This window comes from uncultured Shewanella sp. (assembly GCF_947501225.1).
Lineage (GTDB): Bacteria > Pseudomonadota > Gammaproteobacteria > Enterobacterales > Shewanellaceae > Shewanella.
The window spans coordinates 108,974-127,001 of sequence record NZ_CANMUW010000014.1; the positions used below are offsets into that span (position 1 = coordinate 108,974).

The window sequence follows — 18,028 nt, forward strand, 5'->3', positions numbered from 1 at the left end:
ATAGTCGAGCGCTTCCATTTGAATACAGGCGAGTCGTGTCATATTGCCTCCATGCAATCCAAGCCATCAGAATTATAAAGCCTAGACCAGAAGCCAAAACTGTCAAACGCCTTACACCTTTAACCATACCTGGCCGATAATAAAATGGATAAAGCTGACAGAATTCATCAATATCTGGATATACCTGATAGTATTTGCTGTTAAAATCTACGCAAATTTGCTATATTCCGCCGCCGTCATTTTTTGGCGACTATTGTTTATGGTGACACTGGCCTGCAACTTCGCAGGGCTTATGAATTGGTTAAATACAGGAAACCCAAGATGAGATTTGAATCTTTTAGTTTTGCTCCCGAGATTTTACGTGCTATCTCAGACTGTGGTTATCAGAAAATGACGCCGGTTCAGCAAGAAGCTATTCCAGCTGTTCGCCGTGGCCAGGATGTTTTAGCCAGCGCCCAGACGGGCACAGGTAAAACAGCCGCTTTCGCTCTGCCTATCCTGCAGAAGATGCTGGACAACCCGAGCGAAACCCAGCGCTCAAACACTCGCGCGCTTATCCTGACCCCGACCCGTGAACTGGCCAGCCAGATAGCCGACAATATCAACGACTACAGCAAGTACATGCAAGTCTCAGTCCTAACCATCTATGGTGGTGTGAAGCTTGAGACTCAGGCGCAGAAACTCAAACGTGGGGCCGATATCATAGTCGCTACACCAGGGCGCTTACTCGAGCATCTTCAGGCATGTAACTTAAACCTGTCCAATGTCGACTTCATGGTACTCGATGAGGCGGATCGTATGCTGGATATGGGCTTTGTGTCAGATATCCAGAAGATCCTTCAGGCCGTCAACAAGAACCGTCAAAATTTACTCTTCTCTGCCACCTTCTCAAGTGCAGTGAAGAAGCTTGCCAATGAGATGTTGGTCAAGCCTAAGCTTATCAGTGTCGACAGCCAAAACAGCACCGCCGACACCGTGAGCCAGGTCGTCTATCCCGTAGAGCAACGTCGTAAGCGTGAGCTACTGTCTGAGTTGATCGGTAAGAAGAATTGGCAACAGGTACTGGTCTTTACCGCTACCCGTGACGCCGCAGATAAGCTGGTAAAAGAGCTCAACCTGGACGGCATAAAATCGTCGGTGGTTCATAGTGAGAAGGCGCAAGGCAACCGCCGCCGCGCACTGCGTGAATTTAAAGAGGGTAAGATCCGCGCCCTGGTCGCCACAGAAGTTGCGGCCCGCGGATTAGATATTCAGGATCTTGAATACGTGGTCAACTATGACCTTCCTTTCCTGGCCGAAGACTATGTACACCGCATCGGTCGTACGGGCCGTGCCGGAAAATCCGGGGTCGCCATCTCTCTGGTCAGCCGTGAAGAGGAGCGCACCTTAGCCGACATCGAAAAGCTGATCGGCAAGCAGATTCGCCGCATCACGATTCCCGGATATGAGGTAGGTAGTCGTGATCTGCTTATCAAGCAACTTCAGAAGCGACGCAGCTTTGCCAAGAAGCAGCAGAGAGAAGATAATACCGGTGCGCAGATGATCGCAGAGAAGAATCTGGGCAGTCGACGGGTAAAAGTTAAAAACTCTTCAAACAAAGGACCGGGAAAGGTCAAGAAGATCAAATAAACTTTGACTTTTTATGACACCTTAATACTTGAAAATCACCGCCTGCCGGTGATTTTTTGTTAACGATACAGAGGAAATTATGACCAGCTATAATCAGGCCATCCTTGAGTTTGCTCAGGCTGGCATCGCAGCTCTGGAAGAGCGAGCCTCAAAAACCAACACCATCAAAACAGCCGCGGCCGAGAGTCACTTCCTCTGCAACTGGATGGCCAGTGCACTGAAAAAGCGCCGCTTCTCCAAGCTGATCGCCAACGAATTAACCCAGTGGATCCGCGATGGCCGAAGCATGGGAGCCGGTGCACAACTTCCCTCCCTGCTGGCGCGCATAGATGAGCAGTACCGCAGCGCCATGAGCAATCAACAGCTTGGACAGTCTCTCAAGCTGTTTCTGAGTGAGTTAGAGGGCAATGACTGGGTCGTTATTCTCGACGAAGAGGTCAGCACTAAGCTCAAGCTCGACAGCGATGGGGAGAGCAGCCTGGTGATATCACACGAACAGTACGAGGGCCATATCGATGGCAATCACCTCATCAAGCCTATCACCCTGTTCGTTAGAGCCAACGAGCAGGAGTTGGCCCGGCTAGCCGTCAAGCATAATATTCTGCTCAGTCAGGGCGATAAGAAAGCCAGCTTAATCAAGCACCACAAGGCCTACCGGGTTTTCCCGAATAATGAGCAACCCTCCCTGGCCTTGCTGCTCGACTAAGCAGCATGGAGAGCTGAGCTCATCTCAGCTCAAATAGCGCTCCGGGCAGTTACTGTCATATAAAATCAGTTCGTTTCATGCCCATCCGCCCGCCGGCCTCATGTTCGTGAGGTTGGCTGTAGTCGCAAAAGTCAGTACCATACCCTCAAATGTCCCCATATTGAGTTGCCATGACCCAGCCCAGCCCGACCAACCATTACGACACCCTGACCCGCCATTTTCAGACAATCTCTCACTTCGAGCATTTAAGTGCACTGGGTGACTGGGATCAGGCAACCATGATGCCAGTGGGCGGCAGCGCAGCCCGCGGCGCCGCCATGGCGGAGCTGGCAAAACATATTCATGAGCTGAAGACGGCCCCCTTTCTGGCCGATACCCTGCAGCTCGCCCGGGAGGAGCCACTCAACGCCGAACAGGCGGCGAACCTGACAGAGATGAGTTATCAGTTCTTTCAGGCAAACATCATTCCCGCCTCTCTGGTACAGGAGAAGACGAGGCTTGCCTACCGATGCGAACATGCCTGGCGGGATCAACGCAAAAATAACGACTGGGAAGGGTTCAGGCCGAACCTTGAAGCCTTGATAGAGCTCGTTAGAGAGGAGGCGAGCATACGTGCAAAGGCGCAAGGCTTGTCACCTTATGATGCCCTGCTGAACAAGTTCGAACCGGGAATGACCACCAAGCGACTGGAGTCGGTATTTGGTCACCTTAAAAGCTGGCTCCCCTCGCTTATTCAGCGGGTTCAACATGAACAAGCGGGTGAACCCAAGTTTAATGTAGAAAGAAGCAGCTGCCAGGCGCAGGAGCTTTTGGGAAGGGAGGTGATGGACTTTCTCGGCTTTGATTTTACTCAGGGTCGGTTAGATATCAGCAGTCATCCATTTTGTGGCGGCGTCCCCGGCGATGTTCGCCTGACAACCCGTTACGATGAAGCGGATTTCACCAGTGCCCTGATGGGGGTTATCCATGAAACGGGTCATGCCAGATATGAACAGGGGCTGCCGGTTAACTGGCGGGGACAGCCTGCCGGACAGGCACGTTCGATGGCAATTCATGAGAGTCAGAGCCTGTTTTGTGAGATGCAGCTGGGACGAGGTACGGGATTCCTCTCCCACCTACAGCCAAAGATTGCCGAACACTTAGGTAGCAGGCTCTCGACCGAGCAGTTGACCAATATCTACACCCGGGTTAATCCGGGCCTTATTCGGGTCGATGCCGATGAGATCACCTACCCCTGTCATATCCTGCTGAGATTCGAAGCCGAGAAAGGCTTGATTGACGGCAGCCTGAGCGTCGCCGAGTTGCCGGATTTCTGGGCGGAGCAGATGAATTCGCTGTTAGGCGTGAACACCCAAGGCAACTTCAAAGATGGTTGCATGCAGGATATCCATTGGGCCGTCGGTGAGCTGGGCTACTTTCCCAGTTACACCCTTGGCGCCATGTATGCGGCTCAGTTCCGCTTTGCCATGGAGGCGGATTTAGGCTCAATCGATAGCTTAGTTACCCAGGGTAATATCCATAAGGTATTTAACTGGCTCGAACAGAAGATCTGGTCCAGGGGCTGTCTGTTAAGCACGGATGAGTTGGTAACTGAGGCTAGCGGTGAAACACTTAACCCGGATTATTTCAAGCGACACCTTGAGCAGAGATACCTGAAGTAAGGCAAAGGTTGGTGAAATAACGTATTATAGCGCCATCACAATGGCTGGTGATTTGGGAGATGAGATGCGACTTCGAAGTATAACCTCAACCGACTGGAACGAGATCTTAGTTATCCAGGAGGAGTGCTACCCGCAAATTGAACCCGAATCGCTCGAAGTATTGCAGAGTAAGTGGCGGGTTTCACCGCAAACCTGCTTTGTTATGGAGTCTGATAATCAGGTCGTCGGCTATTGCCTCGCACACCCCTGGGTGGCAGGCTCTCCGCCGGCACTGGAGCAGCTTCTGATAGCGACAGATAGACCGGACACCCTCTACCTGCATGACATAGCCCTGTCATCGAAGGCCCAGGGCAAAGGCGCCGGGAACCTGGCCTTTAACGCCTTAGTCGAACAGGCCAGAGAGAGAAATCTCCCCTGTATCTCTCTGGTGGCGGTACAGGGGGCTGACAGTTACTGGCGCAGGCAAGGCTTTGTCGCACACCCCATAGAGAAGAGTCTGGATAGCTATACTGCGGACGCCTGCTACATGGTACTGGCACTAAACGATTAATTTTGAATTTCAGCGCTTAAGCTTAAGTTCAAGCTTAATAGATACAATAGATAGAGCTGGAGGTCCGTTCATGGCTTTCGGTTATTGAATACATTTAGAGAACTCGTTTCAGAGAAGGTGTTATGGCTCGTAGAATTACCTATAAATTCAAAAATCAGGCGAAAGAGATCAACTTCGCCTATGACAAGTTCAACAATATCCATGAAGCTGTTGCGGCGGCCGAAGGGATAGACCTGACCAGCTACCATATGATGGAGCAGCAGGTGATGATGACCTCGAAAGGAAAGTCAGCAGTGCGGGACTTCAGAGACAGAGAGTTTGCCAAAATGGGCTTTAGCGACATCTACTACATTAAAGACGATCCTAAACAGCAGTAACCATAGGTCACCTAATCGGCCACAACAAGCCCCTGAAATCTCAAATGAAGTTAAGAGAATAATAAAATGAAAGAGAGTTCAATGCCTAACAGTGAACACGCCAACTTTCCTCGTGCAGGTTTCTTCCGTCGCCTCGGTGCCATCGTCTACGATCTGCTGCTCGCGGTCGCGGTATATATGATAGCCGGTGCCATAGGCTTCGGCGTGTTTACCGCCCTCACCTCATCGGGTCTGATTGAGATGGGAGGGTTCGAGCATGTATCAGACCTGCTAAATGCGACCCCGCTATATAAAGGGATCTATCAACTCTGGATAGCACTTTGTGTCGGTGCGTTCTACATCGCCTTTTGGAGTTATGGCGGACAGACCTTAGGCATGCGCGCCTGGAGACTCAAGATCCAGCATCCCAACGGCCAGAGCCTGAGCGTTATCACCGCCGCGGCCAGGCTGGTATGGTCACTGCTTGGCATAGGTAACCTGTGGATCTTAATCAACGGCGACAAGCTCGCCCTGCAGGATATGATGACCCGCTCTGAAGTCGTGGTCCTGTCGAAGGAAGCCAACCAGATGCGAAACTGGCATGGGGTTTAAAAGCAGCCGCGAGGTTTAAGACAGAGCTAAGAAAGTATCGAGTTGCGAGTTAAAAACAAAGCAGAGAAGACGGCCTTCGGCCTATCACTTCGTGGACGGCTACGCCTATTCGACGAGCTGCGCTCTATTGGGTAAAGACAAGCTGCTTGCTCCAGGCTCCTAAGAGAACAAGTCGAAAAACATTCAGCTATGCCTCTTTCCAAGAAGCTAACAACGCTGGTGTCAACTAGCTCGCGAAGTGAGTGTCGTCTTAGCTTTTACAGCCAGCTTTGCTGGCGTCTAATACCAACCAGTATAAAGATGTGATCGCTCAGCGAGAGTTTAACGCTTCTGAGGCAAGGCAGCGAGTGAAGAGCATAGTTGTTCTACGTTTAAGCTCGTTAACACAGCATCAGAAGCGCTAAAACTCGCCTTTCAGGAGTATTTTTGGCTGCCTACTTCCTCGTTGAATAACTTCACAAGGGATCACCATTGCATCATCTATTCGCCTTGAATTAGTTTGCCAAAAATAACTCTGAGTAGATCACTTTCTTATACTGATTGGTATAATAGCTCATGCAATGAGCGTCTCAGCACTCTAGTACCTTCTCCCCTACTTCCTGATAAAGTAGACGGCGCCGACGCTGAATATCACCGCCGGCATTCCGGCGCCGATAAAGGCCGGCAGGCCGTAGACTAAGGTCAGCGGACCAAAGATCTCACTACTGATATAGAAGCTGAATCCGGCGATAACCCCTAACAGCACCCTGGCCCCCATGGTCACGGTTCTCAGCGGGCCAAACACGAATGAGAGTGCCACCAGCATCATTACCGCAACAGTCACCGGCTGCAACAATTTACGCCAGAGTGCCAGCTCATATCGGGCAAAGTCCTGATTATTCACCTTGAGATAGTCCAGATACCCCAACAAGCCCTGAATGGATAGCGACTCAGGCTTCACCGACACGACACTGAGTTTATCCGGCGTCAGAGTCGACTCCCAACGATAGAGGGTCAGATCGGTGAGCGTCACCTTATCTTCGGTCAGATCCGTCTGTCTCACATCCAGCAGTCGCCAATGGTCATTGGCGTAGACACCGTGCTCTGCACGGATGGTGCGTACTAAGGAGAGCGTTTCATCAAACTCATACAGAGTGATGTTGCTGAGGTTATTGATATCTTCGACTTCGCCGATATTCACAAACAGGTCGCCATCTTTCGCCCAGATCCCGCGACTCGATTTAATCAGGCTGCCGCCGGAGATCTTAGTCGCCTGAAGCTCATTGGCTTTCTGCTCCGCGACGGGGGCTCCCCACTCCCCCAGGGCCATGATCAATAGCATGAGCGGTACCGCGGTCTTCATGGCCGACAGGGTGATCTCCCACCGGGACAGGCCCGAAGACTGCATCACTACCAGCTCAGAGTTTGATGCCAGCATCCCCATACCAATCAGGGCCCCCAGTAACACCCCCAGCGGGAAGAACATCTCTAAGTCACGGGGAATAAGGAACAAAACGTAGATCCCGGCATCGAGCATGGTGTAGCTTCCGCGCCCGACAACTCTTAGTTGATCGACCCATTTAATGATGCCGGAAAGACCGGTAAGAATAAGCAGACACAGTGCAGAGGTACTGACTATGGTTCTGGCAATATAGAGATCTAAAATTCTCACGCGGCCACCTTCTTACGCTTAACCATACCCGATATCTTGGCTCCCGATGGCCGCTCCTTACCTAACAGCAGTATCCCCAACACCAGAGCCGAGGCATGTATCCACCACATACCGAGATAGGCTGGAATCACGCCATCCTCCAGAGCCTTACGACCGGCAATCATCAAGCCAAAATATCCCAGGTAGAGTAAGATTGCCGGCAACATCTTGGCGAACTTCCCCTGACGCACATTCACCCTGGCCATAGGAACTGCGATCAGTGTCATCAAAGGGATCGCCAGCGGTATCGCGAGTCGCCAATGGAATTCGGCGGTCGCCTCAGGGCCATCCAGCGCCATAAGATCATTTATCGGCAGTGCAGAAAGTTTACGCCTGCGCTGATCAACCTCCTGCTCTTTAATCTGCATCTGGTAGCCACCAAATTCAACTACCTGAAAATCTACCTGCTTGGGCGTCCCCTGATACTGTACGCCGTCATTGAGTTGCAGGCGCTGACCACCAGAGCTGTCTTCGACAACGCTGCCGCCCTTAGCCATCACAATATTACTCTGCCCCGTCTCATCTTCCGGATCGGGGAGCTGGGCAACGAAAACCTTATCGAGGCGGTTATCTCTGTCGATTCGTTCGACGAACAAAACCGCGCGGCCGTTGGGACTGGTCTGGAAGCGCCCCTGGGTGATAGCGGCGAGTCCGGCTTCAGACTGAGCTTGCTCCAACACCTGATTCTGTTTCTCCTCCGCCCACGGCGTGACAAAGACAGAGAGGTAGGCGGTGATCAACATATTGATCAGCGCCAGTAACAGAGTCACCCGCGTGATATACCACTCACTGACGCCCACACCATGAAATACCACCATCTCACTCTCGGCGTACATACGCCCGTGAGCCAACAAAATACCTAAGAATAAGCTTAAGGGCAGGACCAGGACTGCGAGGTAGGGAAGATTGAGCCCTAACAGGGTCATTACAAGAGAGGCTGGAAATTCACCATCTGAAGCATTTGCGAGTACTCGAACAAAGTGTTGGCTAATAAAAATAGCCAGAAGTACAAAAAGCACAGCAATTTGCGCCTTAAAAACTTCTCTAATCAGATATCTAAATACAATCACAGGCTGGATCCGGTCTCTAAACTTATAATTATGCTGGTGTCAGTCAAACTTTCATGTAGACTGTCTACTTTTGGTAGTTTTGTGACCAGCCATGAACTAAAAATGGCAAAAAAACACCTAAAAAACAGACTTTGGTGTACCAATTTTAGGCCCGTTTTGGGCGCAAGCAGACATTATCTAATAAATATTAAAATTTGTCTTTAAGAATCTAGGAGAGCTCATGGAGTTTAGCGTTAAGAGCGGTAGTCCGGAAAAACAACGTTCGGCCTGTATTGTGGTTGGCGTATATGAACCTCGACGTCTGTCTGGTATTGCTGAGCAGCTTGATAAAATCAGTGACGGCTATATCAGTAACTTACTTCGTCGTGGAGATTTGGAAGGAAAACCAGGGCAGATGCTGCTTTTGCATCATGTACCGAACGTACTAAGTGAGCGAGTATTACTTGTTGGCTGCGGAAAAGAGCGAGAGTTAGATGAGCGCCAGTACAAGCAGATCATCACTAAAACCATCACGACTCTCAACGAAACAGGCTCAATGGAAGCCGTATGTTTTCTGACTGAGTTGCACGTTAAAGGCCGCGACACCTATTGGAAGGTACGTGAAGCGGTAGAAACGACACAAAACAGTCTCTACACCTTCGATGCGCTAAAGAGCTCTAAGGGGGAGACTCGTCGTCCACTGCGTAAGCTGGTATTTAACGTACCCACACGCCGTGAACTGACTGTGGGCGAGCGCGCTATCGAACACGGCATGGCAGTTTCTGCCGGCATGCGTTTGTGTCGCGATGTGGCTAACATGCCGCCCAATATCTGTAACCCGGCTTATCTTGCCTCACAGGCTCGTCAAATTAGCGAGAACTGTGAAGAGTTGACCGTTTCCACCGTCGGCGAGGAGCAGATGGCGAAGCTGGGCATGAACTCGTATCTGGCCGTGGGCCGTGGCAGTGATAACGAATCTATTATGACTGTTATGGAGTATAAGGGGGCCGTCGACAACACCGAGAAGCCTATCGTCTTAGTCGGTAAGGGCCTCACCTTCGACTCGGGTGGTATTTCACTCAAACCAGGCGAAGGCATGGATGAGATGAAATATGACATGGGTGGTGCCGCAGGTGTCATCGGTGCGATGAAGGCACTGTGTGATATGAAGCTGCCTATCAATGTTGTGGGTATTCTTGCCGGCTGTGAAAACATGCCATCGAGCAACGCCTATCGCCCGGGAGATATCCTCACAACCATGTCAGGCCAGACCGTCGAGGTGTTAAACACCGATGCCGAAGGCCGCCTGGTACTGTGTGACGTGTTGACCTATGTCGAGCGTTTCGATCCTGAGTTAGTGGTCGATACCGCAACCTTAACCGGTGCATGTGTCATCGCACTGGGTAAGCACGCATCGGGTCTGTTCTCGGGCCACAATCCACTGGCACACGAGCTGTTAAATGCCGGTGAGCAGAGTGGTGACCGCGCTTGGCGCATGCCCCTTTGGGATGAGTATCAGGAGCATCTGGAGAGCCCGTTTGCCGATATGACAAACCTTGGCGGTCGTCCCGCAGGTTCTATCACCGCGGCCTGCTTCCTGTCCCGCTTCGCCAAGAAGTACAACTGGGCACATATCGATGTGGCCGGTACGGCATGGAACAGCGGTGCCAATAAAGGTTCAACCGGACGCCCGGTACCTCTGTTGACTCAGTTCCTGATCAACCGTGCGGGTGTTGAGCAAGGCGATTAATTCCCTGCTGAGCCTGACTCAGCTCTTGGGTAAAACCCAGTGAAAAAGGTGAAGCACAAACGCTTCACCTTTTTTGTTTCTCCTATGCCTGAACCTCAACGGGCTCCGCAACATCAACTTCTTTGATGCCATCTATTCGTGTCACCAGCAGCTGGTCGACCTTATGGGCGTCGACATCGACAACCTCGAACTTAAAACCGGCATGACAGACAGAGTCGGTACACTTAGGGATCTTCTTAAGCATAAACATCATAAACCCGGCGATGGTTTCGTAGTTATGGTTTTGCGGGAACTGCTCGATATCCAGTGCGCGCATCACATCGGTTATCGGCGTGACCCCATCCATCAACCAGGAGTTGCTGTCGCGGGCGATGATCTGCTCCTCACTCTCAGGCAGAGACCAGGCTCCCATAACGGCGTCCTGCAGATCCTTGGCGGTCACAACCCCGACAACCAGTGAGTACTCATTCATTACAACGGCAAAGTCGGCGCGGCTGGTTTTAAAATACTCCATCGACTCAGACAGGCTAAGTGTGTCGGGGATGACAAAGCAGGCGCTGACCAGCTCACTATCTTTTAAGCTTATCTTCTCGCCGTTGATCACACAGATGAGTAACTTCTTGGCGTTGATAACCCCCTTAACCGAATCCAGCTGACCATCACATACAAGAAAATTGGAGTGGGGATCGTTAGCAATCTTACGCTTTATCTCCTCTTCACTGTCCTGCAGCAGAAAATAGGAGAGGCTCTCTCTGGCGGTCATGGCAGATGTAACCGGCACAGACTGCATCTCGAACACCTTCTCCATCATCTGCTGATCGCCTTTGTCCAAAACCCCCGCCTCCGCTCCGGCATCCATCACCGCATAGATATCATCCGGTGTGATCTCATCGTTACGGGATGTCTGGATCTGGAACAGACGAAAGAAGAGATTCGCCAAGCCGTTGAAAAACCAAACCAGGGGCTTAAGTAAGGCGATACAGAGCATCATGGGACCGACAAACAGCATGGCCACCTTTTCAGGCAACGCCATGGCCACCCGCTTAGGCATCAGATCTGCAATAAGAATAAACAGGCTGGTCACCATGGCGAACGACAGAAAGAAACTCACCTGCCCCAGCCATGGCTCGCTCAACCAGGGCGACATGAGGGCGTGAAAATAGGGGGTAAATGCCGACTCTCCCACGATCCCCCCCATGATGGCCACGGCGTTGAGGCCTATCTGTACCACGGTGAAGAAGCTTCCGGGATGAGCCTGCAGCAGCAACACCTTTTGCGCCCGCAGATCTCCCTCCGCGGCCAACTGCCGCAGACGTATCTTACGCGCCCCGGCAAGCGCTATCTCCGACATGGAGAAGAAACAACTTACCCCGATCAGGAGCAATATAATCACAGCGTTATCAAAGAAGCTCATCTCGCACCCCATAAAAACTAACGAACACTTATCAGGGGGAAGTCCCCCTTACTGCTATCAAACATAATTACTTGTTATTATAAATTATTTTACCTTAATCCCTGCTGAATCCGGACAGAATATATTGCCAGAATCGACCTGGGCGGCGGAGTATATCCGCTCTTGGTTTAAAGAACTACCATTTAGTTTCACACTTAATTTTACCCGGACTTATCGGTTTCAATCGGAATAAAAAAGCTGAGGTACCAGAGTCGCTCAGCTCTCAGGTAAACAGGTGAGCGACATAACGGGCAGAGGTAGGGAAAACACAGGGGCATCTTAAGAGGAGTCAGAGAATACGGGGGCGCGAACGCGCGTTTTTAGTGGCTAACAAGACATAACTCACAGATACAACCGGGTAAGATAGTGCTCATTAGCGCCCTTCACGCTTAAGCCGTTTATATACACTCTTACGGTACCAGGCAGACAAAACAGGACGTACCGGGCCCAGCCCCATAAACCAGGCTAAGGGCTTGAGCACTGGTACCCTCTGCATCAACAGGATATATGCATCGAGCTCGGACATTACTTTCACTTCGCCAGTTAAGGCCGAACCCGGCTCAGAAATTGCCGCTCCCCCGCTCTCATTTAACCTCAGCATGCTCTCATCTGAGCCAACGATCAGATGTAACTCGGTCAACGCCTTGCGGGGCTCTATCCCCCAACGCTTTAGCTGCTCATCTTTACCTGTGATATCGAGCCAGATCACATCTTCGGCCCGGCCTCCTGCCAGGCGAAGATAGTTATCCCGGTCCCTGATACAGCGGGGACAGGCGCCATCGTAAAGCACACAAATTTTTTCCGGATTCATCTTCATCATTAAATTTTAGATGACACCGGCTTAATTGCAGCCTCTCGCAGAAAATCATAGAGAGCGCCCCTCCCCGGCCATCAAGCCGGGCATAGACAATCAGCCCCGCTTACTGGCTCTCGAGCTGTCCTGTATCCGTTTATAGAGCTTACTCTGACTTCGCCCCTGAGCGCGCCTCTCGGCAATACTGGCACCATTGAGCGCCTGTTCACGCAGCAGCTTTTGATAACTGATCAGGCGGCGCTCACTCAACTTACCCGATGAGATAGCCGCCTGTACCGCACAGCCCGGCTCCTGTTGATGGCGACAATCGCCGAAACGGCACTGCCCGGCAAGGGTGACCAACTCAGAGAAGGTGTCATTAACCCCATTCTCACAGTCGGCCAGTTGAAGTTCCCGCATACCCGGCGTATCCAGCAGCAGGCCACCGCTTGGCATCAAGTGAAGTGATCGCCCCGTTGTGGTATGCCGTCCCTTGCTGTCATCGGCGCGTATCTCAGATGTGCTCTGCTCGTCCTGCCCAAGCAGGCTGTTAACCAGAGTCGACTTGCCCACACCGGATGAGCCTATCAGCGCCACCGTCTTCCCCTTGTTGCAGTAACTCTCAAGTGCCTGCACGCTGTCACGGTCCAGACCATTGACGGTTTCAATCAACAAGTTGCTATCCAGAGCCCTGAGCTGCTCGATATAGACACTGATATCACTACAGAGATCCCGTTTGGTCAGCACCATCACAGGGGTGACTTCAGCGTCATTGACCAGCGCGAGATAACGCTCGATCCGGTTGATATTAAAGTCATGATTGAGCGATGAAACGATAAACACCCAGTCCAGATTCGATGCGATCAGCTGCCGTTCAGCTCGGCTCCCCGCCGCCTTGCGACTAAAGAGCGAGTCGCGCTCAAACAGATGTAAAAACTGGCCTTGCTTATCGAGCAGTAACCAGTCACCTACTGTCATAGATGGAAGATCGCCTTTAATGGCTAAGCAGGTTTCCCCCTGCTCAGTTAACAGGCCGTACTGTCCGCGGTGGTGAGCAGACACCCGTGCCACCCTGCCGCCTTGAATGCCGAGCCGAGCTAACTGATGCTGAAAGTGAGCACGCCACCCCAGGCGAGTCAGGGTTAACTTACCTGAATGCTCAACAGTTTTTCTGACAACAGAGTGCTCGGCCGCAGGTTTAGTTGATTCAGCTTGTTGTGTAGTAACGGTTTTTCTGGTGGAGCGGATAGAGGCGAAACGATTTGATTTTGTCATATTGACCCCAGCGCAAAGCGCCTGAATATTTCATTCTGGGATACTTAAACTTATCTTATATAAGTAAGACCCCGGTAAAAGTGAACTTCACTACCGGGCAGATGCAGGTTTAACGAAAATGCAGACCACTCTTATCAAATAAAGAGCGTCATCTTAAACGTGTAATCTTAAGTTTGTTACTACGTTAGTTAACTTGCTGTGTTTGCCCGGTAAAGGGAAACGACAATCATCAAATACTCCTTGGATACGCTGTTAGTTTTAATTCAACCAATGACAAATTTACCAGCAAGCCGGCTGATTTACCAGTATCTCTCTACATCAGCGGTGATGAACAGCAAGCTTGAGAAGATTTTCATAGGTATGAAGGCTTCCAGGTTTAATGAAAAACCTCAGAGTTTATTAGCAGGTATTTTGTAGGTTATTGAAGCGCGTACTTTCATTCGTACTTTCATGGATATAGATGAGTACCATTTATTGATGCACCAATGACCTGATCACAGGAGGTATATGAACGAACTTATGTACCGAGACTTCTGCACACTAGCCTGCTGCAAGCAATTTACAACAATGAAGCCTAAATTCTCACACTCACCAATTAAGTAACAAACACAGCTAAAAACTAAACAAAAAAACAGAGATTAGAGGCTGAACTCGTCCCCGTTTTTGTGTAAAATCTCCTCTTTCGTCCGCTGAATAAGCCTAACTATGACACAGACCCTATTTTATCTTATGCCGACTGAGCCTCGAAGCCCGGGAACGGCACTAGAACAGATGTATCATCTGGCTTGTGAACTGGCTCAGCAGGCATTTATGAAACAGCAACTGGTTTATCTTCACTGCCAGGACAGAGAGCAGGCTTATGCCATAGATGAGCTTTTATGGCAGTTTGAACCACGCTCTTTCGTTCCCCATAATTTGAAAGGGGAAGGACCCGCCACCGGTGCTCCGGTTGAAATCGGCTTCGATAAGCTGGGTCCCAATAAAAATCGCCACCTTCTGATTAATCTTGCAGACCAAGTACCCTCATTTGCGGTAAACTTTGGCCAGATTATCGATTTCGTTGCCAACGATACCAGCCATAAGACGATCGCCCGCGATCGATACCGGCAGTATCGAAGCCTGGGAGTCACATTGAACACTCAGGATTTAACAAAACAACCTATTAATTTTTAGTTTGAGAAGCACACGCTCCCATGGAAAAAACATACAATCCGCAGTCTATCGAACAGTCTCTCTACCAAAACTGGGAAGAGAAAGGTTACTTCAAGCCTAATGGCGATGAGTCACAGGGCAACTATTGCATCATGATCCCGCCACCGAATGTGACGGGTAGTCTGCATATGGGCCATGCCTTCCAGGATACCATCATGGATACCCTGATCCGTTACCAGCGTATGAAGGGAAAAAACACCCTTTGGCAGGTCGGTACCGACCATGCGGGTATCGCGACTCAGATGTTGGTTGAGCGTAAAGTTGCCGCCGAAGAGGGGTTGAGCCGTCACGACTTAGGCCGTGAAAACTTCATCGACCGTATCTGGGACTGGAAGAACGAATCCGGCGGCACTATCACTAAACAGCTACGTCGCCTCGGCGCATCGGTTGATTGGGATCGTGAGCGTTTCACCATGGACGAAGGTATGTCTGAGGCGGTACAGGAAGTATTTGTACGCTTGTACGAAGATGACCTTATCTATCGTGGTAAGCGTCTGGTTAACTGGGATCCGACTCTGCACACGGCTATCTCAGATCTGGAAGTTGAGAACAAAGAGAAGCAGGGTAGCATGTGGCATTTCCGCTACCCGCTGGCCGAAGGCGCCCTGACTGCCGATGGTAAAGATTACCTCGAAGTCGCGACCACCCGTCCCGAAACCATGTTAGGTGACAGCGCCGTTGCGGTTCACCCCGATGATGAGCGATATGCATCACTGATTGGTAAGTTCATTATGCTGCCAATCGTTAACCGCCTTATCCCGATTGTTGCCGACGACTACGTCGACATGGAGTTCGGTACCGGCTGTGTGAAGATCACCCCCGCTCACGACTTTAACGATTACGAAGTCGGTAAGCGCCACGCACTGCCAATGTTCAACATCTTGACCTTCGATGCTGCGATCCGTTCCGCTGCCGAGGTGGTTAACACAGATGGCACAGCTAACAACGAATTAGATAACAGCCTGCCTGAGCGTTATGCCGGTATGGACCGCTTCGAAGCGCGTAAGGCAATTGTTGCCGAGTTCGACACCCTTGGCCTGCTTGGCAAGATCGACCCCCACGCGCTGAAGGTGCCTTATGGCGATCGCTCAGGTGTAGTTATCGAACCACTGCTTACCGACCAATGGTATGTCTCTGTAGCCCCTATGGCAAAGACGGCGATGGAAGCGGTTGATAACGGCGACATCAAGTTTGTACCTCAGCAGTATGAAAACATGTACAACTCCTGGATGCGTGACATTCAGGACTGGTGTATCTCACGCCAGCTTTGGTGGGGACACAGAATCCCGGCCTGGTACGATGAAGCCGGTAAAGTCTACGTGGGCCGTGATGAAGCCGAGGTCCGTGCCAAGCATAAGCTTGATGATTCTGTAACACTTCGTCAGGACAACGACGTGCTCGATACCTGGTTCAGCTCTGCATTGTGGACCTTCTCTACACTGGGCTGGCCGAAAAACACCGAAGAGCTGAAAGCCTTCCACCCGACCGATGTATTGGTGACAGGTTTTGACATCATCTTCTTCTGGGTTGCGCGCATGATCATGATGACCATGCACTTCATCAAAGATGAAAACGGCAAGCCTCAGGTACCATTTAAGACGGTTTACGTGACAGGCTTAATCCGTGATGAAGCCGGTAACAAGATGTCTAAGTCTAAGGGTAACGTACTCGACCCGCTGGATATGATTGACGGTATCGATCTTGAGTCACTGGTGGCTAAGCGTACCGGTAACATGATGCAGCCTAAGCTTGCGGCTAAGATCGAAAAGAGCACCCGTAAAGAGTTTACCGATGGCATCGAAGCCCACGGTACCGATGCGCTGCGCTTCACCCTTGCCTCTATGGCATCGACCGGCCGTGATATCAACTGGGATATGAAACGTCTGGACGGTTACCGCAGCTTCTGTAACAAGATCTGGAACGCATCACGCTACGTGTTGATGAACACCGAAGTTCAGTCTGAAGGCGCCGCCGAGAATGCGATTGGCGAACCGTTAGACTGCGGCCAAAACGGCGGAACACTAGAGCTGTCTCTTGCCGATCGCTGGATCATCAGCCTGTTTAACGAAACCGTTAAAGCCTATGACGAACATATGGCAAACTACCGTTTCGACCTTGCGGCTAACACCATCTATGAGTTCACCTGGAACCAGTTCTGTGACTGGTACCTGGAGCTGACCAAGCCTGTAATGCAAAATGGCACCGAAGCACAGCTTCGCGGTACGCGTCATACCTTAGTGACAGTGCTTGAGAAGATGCAGCGCCTGATGCATCCTATGATGCCTTACCTGACAGAGACTATCTGGAAGCGTATTCAGGGCCTTGCAGGTGTCGAGGGTGATACCTTGATGTTGGCCGAGTTCCCGGAGTATCAGGCCGATAAGGTTGATAGTGAGGCGATGGCGGATATCGAGTGGGTTAAGCAGGTGATCACTGCGGTACGTAACATCCGCGCCGAGCTGAACATAGCCCCATCTAAGCCACTCAATGCATTGCTTCGCGGCGTGAGCGAGCAGGATAAGGCACGCCTCGAGGCGAACCAGACCTTCTTCAAGACACTGGCTAAGCTTGAGTCTATGACGGTTCTTAGCGAAGGTGAAACCGCACCTATGTCTACCACTCAGCTGATTGGTGATATGGAGCTGCTTATCCCTATGGCCGGTCTTATCGATGTAGCCAAAGAGGTGGCTCGTATCGACAAGCTGCTTGAGAAGGCGGCCGCTGAGTTTAAGCGTATCGAAGGTAAGCTCTCTAATCAGGGCTTCGTAGCTAAGGCTCCGGCTGCCGTGATTGAGAAAGAGCGTGCCAAGCAGGCCGAGTATCAACGCGATATCGAGAAGCTAACCGAGCAGAAAGCGGAACTTGCGAAGTTAGAAGCCGAAAGCTAAAAGAAGTTGTAAGTGACCTCCAGGGATGGAGGGAATGCCAGTCAATGTCGGGAAGATTTATGGCCTTTAAGCTCAAGACAGAGCAAAGAGAGGCGGCCATCAGGCCGCCTTTTTTATTGCCTGAACCTCGTCATTTGGGCATCTTGTTAGCTGGAATTCACGCTTTTATCGGGAACAGATTAGCTAATGAGTCAGCCCAAAAACGGCAAGATAGTAAAACATTCGCGGCTAAAGCCGCTCCTACACGGGGAATATCGCTGAACGGAGCTCATGACTCGTAGCCCTGAAACATTCACGGCTGAAGCAGCTCCTACACATAGAGCAGCCTAACTCGTAGCTCGTAGCTCGTAGCTCGTAGCTCGTAGCTCGTAGCTCGTAGCTCGTAGCTCGTAGCTCGTAGCTCG

The 18,028-nt window shown here is 51.0% G+C and carries 14 protein-coding genes; 9 read left to right on the forward strand and 5 right to left on the reverse strand.

Going from position 1 to position 18,028, the window contains the following annotated elements; all coding sequences use genetic code 11:
• The first annotated feature begins 321 nt into the window (after nt 1-321).
• From Q1B47_RS17520 to Q1B47_RS17545, 6 genes are all read left to right on the forward strand, one after another.
• Nucleotides 322-1,629 carry a DEAD/DEAH box helicase gene (locus tag Q1B47_RS17520; RefSeq protein ID WP_299796471.1) on the forward strand — a complete coding sequence of 436 codons (1,308 nt, stop codon included), beginning with the start codon at nt 322-324 and terminating at the stop codon, nt 1,627-1,629.
• 79 nt (nt 1,630-1,708) lie between these two features.
• Nucleotides 1,709-2,335, forward strand: coding sequence for a DUF2913 family protein (locus Q1B47_RS17525; RefSeq protein WP_299796474.1), 627 nt, complete (start codon nt 1,709-1,711; stop codon nt 2,333-2,335).
• A gap of 170 nt (nt 2,336-2,505) precedes the next feature.
• Nucleotides 2,506-3,996, forward strand: a complete 1,491-nt coding sequence (locus Q1B47_RS17530; protein WP_299796477.1) for a carboxypeptidase M32 — start codon at nt 2,506-2,508, stop codon at nt 3,994-3,996.
• A gap of 64 nt (nt 3,997-4,060) precedes the next feature.
• Nucleotides 4,061-4,546 carry a GNAT family N-acetyltransferase gene (locus tag Q1B47_RS17535; protein ID WP_299796480.1) on the forward strand — a complete coding sequence of 162 codons (486 nt, stop codon included), beginning with the start codon at nt 4,061-4,063 and terminating at the stop codon, nt 4,544-4,546.
• Between the two features lie 122 nt (nt 4,547-4,668).
• On the forward strand, nt 4,669-4,923 hold the full coding sequence (locus Q1B47_RS17540; protein ID WP_299796483.1) for a DUF2960 domain-containing protein: 255 nt from the start codon (nt 4,669-4,671) through the stop codon (nt 4,921-4,923).
• Nucleotides 4,924-5,004: 81 nt separating this feature from the next.
• A complete protein-coding gene (locus Q1B47_RS17545; protein ID WP_299796486.1) occupies nt 5,005-5,514 on the forward strand; it encodes an RDD family protein in 510 nt (169 codons plus the stop codon).
• A gap of 592 nt (nt 5,515-6,106) precedes the next feature.
• Here the strand turns inward: Q1B47_RS17545 and lptG are convergent.
• Nucleotides 6,107-7,165 carry an LPS export ABC transporter permease LptG gene (lptG, locus tag Q1B47_RS17550; protein ID WP_299796489.1) on the reverse strand — a complete coding sequence of 353 codons (1,059 nt, stop codon included), beginning with the start codon at nt 7,163-7,165 and terminating at the stop codon, nt 6,107-6,109.
• Nucleotides 7,162-8,274, reverse strand: coding sequence for an LPS export ABC transporter permease LptF (lptF, locus tag Q1B47_RS17555; protein ID WP_299796492.1), 1,113 nt, complete (start codon nt 8,272-8,274; stop codon nt 7,162-7,164). The genes lptG and lptF overlap by 4 nt, the downstream gene beginning before the upstream one ends.
• Nucleotides 8,275-8,494: 220 nt before the next feature.
• Between lptF and pepA the strand changes: the two genes are divergently transcribed.
• Nucleotides 8,495-10,003 (forward strand): leucyl aminopeptidase, encoded by a 1,509-nt coding sequence (gene pepA / locus Q1B47_RS17560; protein ID WP_299796495.1) that lies wholly within the window; start codon nt 8,495-8,497, stop codon nt 10,001-10,003.
• A gap of 82 nt (nt 10,004-10,085) precedes the next feature.
• Here the strand turns inward: pepA and Q1B47_RS17565 are convergent, their stop codons facing one another.
• From Q1B47_RS17565 to rsgA, 3 genes are all read right to left on the reverse strand, one after another.
• Complete coding sequence (locus Q1B47_RS17565) at nt 10,086-11,417, reverse strand: hemolysin family protein (RefSeq protein ID WP_299796498.1); 1,332 nt, start codon at nt 11,415-11,417, stop codon at nt 10,086-10,088.
• A 412-nt stretch (nt 11,418-11,829) separates the two neighbouring features.
• Nucleotides 11,830-12,276 (reverse strand): thiol-disulfide oxidoreductase DCC family protein, encoded by a 447-nt coding sequence (locus Q1B47_RS17570; protein ID WP_299796501.1) that lies wholly within the window; start codon nt 12,274-12,276, stop codon nt 11,830-11,832.
• A gap of 90 nt (nt 12,277-12,366) precedes the next feature.
• Nucleotides 12,367-13,524: a ribosome small subunit-dependent GTPase A gene (rsgA, locus tag Q1B47_RS17575; protein WP_299796504.1), complete on the reverse strand. Its 1,158-nt coding sequence runs from the start codon at nt 13,522-13,524 to the stop codon at nt 12,367-12,369.
• A 705-nt stretch (nt 13,525-14,229) separates the two neighbouring features.
• Here rsgA and Q1B47_RS17580 point away from each other — a divergent pair.
• On the forward strand, nt 14,230-14,697 hold the full coding sequence (locus Q1B47_RS17580; RefSeq protein ID WP_299796507.1) for a DNA polymerase III subunit chi: 468 nt from the start codon (nt 14,230-14,232) through the stop codon (nt 14,695-14,697).
• Between the two features lie 20 nt (nt 14,698-14,717).
• Nucleotides 14,718-17,624: a valine--tRNA ligase gene (locus Q1B47_RS17585; protein ID WP_299796509.1), complete on the forward strand. Its 2,907-nt coding sequence runs from the start codon at nt 14,718-14,720 to the stop codon at nt 17,622-17,624.
• Nucleotides 17,625-18,028: the final 404 nt, after the last annotated feature.

Coding starts and splice junctions, on each gene's coding strand:
- Q1B47_RS17520 (WP_299796471.1), top strand. CDS start 322: ATGAGATTTGAATCTTTTAGTTTTGCTCCCGAGATTTTACGTGCTATC.
- Q1B47_RS17525 (WP_299796474.1), top strand. CDS start 1,709: ATGACCAGCTATAATCAGGCCATCCTTGAGTTTGCTCAGGCTGGCATC.
- Q1B47_RS17530 (WP_299796477.1), top strand. CDS start 2,506: ATGACCCAGCCCAGCCCGACCAACCATTACGACACCCTGACCCGCCAT.
- Q1B47_RS17535 (WP_299796480.1), top strand. CDS start 4,061: ATGCGACTTCGAAGTATAACCTCAACCGACTGGAACGAGATCTTAGTT.
- Q1B47_RS17540 (WP_299796483.1), top strand. CDS start 4,669: ATGGCTCGTAGAATTACCTATAAATTCAAAAATCAGGCGAAAGAGATC.
- Q1B47_RS17545 (WP_299796486.1), top strand. CDS start 5,005: ATGCCTAACAGTGAACACGCCAACTTTCCTCGTGCAGGTTTCTTCCGT.
- pepA (WP_299796495.1), top strand. CDS start 8,495: ATGGAGTTTAGCGTTAAGAGCGGTAGTCCGGAAAAACAACGTTCGGCC.
- Q1B47_RS17565 (WP_299796498.1), bottom strand. CDS start 11,417: ATGAGCTTCTTTGATAACGCTGTGATTATATTGCTCCTGATCGGGGTA.
- Q1B47_RS17570 (WP_299796501.1), bottom strand. CDS start 12,276: ATGATGAAGATGAATCCGGAAAAAATTTGTGTGCTTTACGATGGCGCC.
- rsgA (WP_299796504.1), bottom strand. CDS start 13,524: ATGACAAAATCAAATCGTTTCGCCTCTATCCGCTCCACCAGAAAAACC.
- Q1B47_RS17580 (WP_299796507.1), top strand. CDS start 14,230: ATGACACAGACCCTATTTTATCTTATGCCGACTGAGCCTCGAAGCCCG.
- Q1B47_RS17585 (WP_299796509.1), top strand. CDS start 14,718: ATGGAAAAAACATACAATCCGCAGTCTATCGAACAGTCTCTCTACCAA.